Below are 470 nucleotides of genomic sequence, written 5' to 3'. Positions count from 1 at the left end.
TTGAAGCAACGACCTACACGCTGGCGGGTTTGCTCGAAGCGATCGAGGGCTGGGCAGACGTTGCGCCATCAGAAGCAAAATGATACAAGCGGCTTGAATGGTGTTACTCGATCGAAACCAATATGGTAAATGTGATTCCTGCTCCACTTCAGCGCGTTATTGGTCTTACAGGTGGCGTCGGGATGGGTAAAACCACGATTTCTCACTACTTAGCAGCCACGCATCAAATGCCGATTTTGGACGCTGATCTTTTCGCTCGCGAAGCGGTTGAATTGAATTCGCCAATTTTGGCTGAAATTGTAGAGCGCTATGGTGCCAGCATTCTCCAGCCCGATCGCAGCCTCGATCGCGCCCGTCTGGCTCAAATTATTTTTAGCAGCAGTGCAGAGCGATTGTGGGTTGAGCAGCAGATTCATCCGTTTGTGCGCGATCGCCTCGTTTCAAATCTTAAATCTCTCGCCGCTCAGGGC

General features: G+C 51.3%; 1 protein-coding gene. It reads left to right on the top strand.

Features of this window, described 5'->3' with window-relative positions; translation table 11 throughout:
• Positions 1–122: 122 nt before the first annotated feature.
• The coding region (coaE, locus tag D7Y13_RS42425; protein ID WP_120631095.1) for a dephospho-CoA kinase at positions 123–470 on the top strand (348 nt) is incomplete at its 3' end.

This window comes from Corallococcus praedator (assembly GCF_003612125.1).
Classification (GTDB): Bacteria; Myxococcota; Myxococcia; order Myxococcales; family Myxococcaceae; genus Corallococcus; species Corallococcus praedator.
The sequence above is the reverse complement of the archived record's forward strand: the minus strand, read 5'-3'. Positions and strand labels throughout refer to the sequence as shown.